Origin of the sequence: Anaerotignum faecicola, from assembly GCA_024460105.1 — a bacterium.
Lineage (GTDB): Bacteria > Bacillota > Clostridia > Lachnospirales > Anaerotignaceae > JANFXS01.
Genome location: JANFXS010000590.1, coordinates 1 through 388 on the forward strand (window position 1 = coordinate 1; position 388 = coordinate 388).

The 388-nt window shown below is 45.6% G+C and carries 1 protein-coding gene; it reads right to left on the reverse strand.

The genetic code is table 11. The annotated features are described in order from the left end of the window. A partial coding sequence (locus NE664_15535; protein ID MCQ4728045.1) for a carbohydrate ABC transporter substrate-binding protein occupies positions 1–374 on the reverse strand: 374 nt, incomplete at its 3' end. Between the last annotated feature and the right edge of the window lie 14 nt (positions 375–388).

The window sequence follows — 388 nt, forward strand, 5'->3', positions numbered from 1 at the left end:
GTAACGAGAGAATCTCTTACCGTGTCAGAAAGCTTATCGCAGGCTACAACCCAGTCATCAACCGTTTCTTTTCCATCAACGACTGCATTTACATGGCCGTAGAATTCTGCCTTCGGTACTACTTCGCTGTCAACTGCTGCAAATCCGCCAATGTATGGCTTGTAGCCGTTGTCGAAGGACTGGAATGTGGAAAGAACCATCGGATCAAGGATGTCTTTTGTTAAATCTGTAGCGCCAACGACTGGCGGAATTCCACCGGTCTTCTCAGCATTCAGCTTGATCGCTTCATCGCTGTATAAGAATGCAAGGAAATCCTTTGCTGCATCAACATTCTCACTAGCTGCCGGAATGTAAACTTCTTCTACAGAAGACATTAAGTACTTGTCAG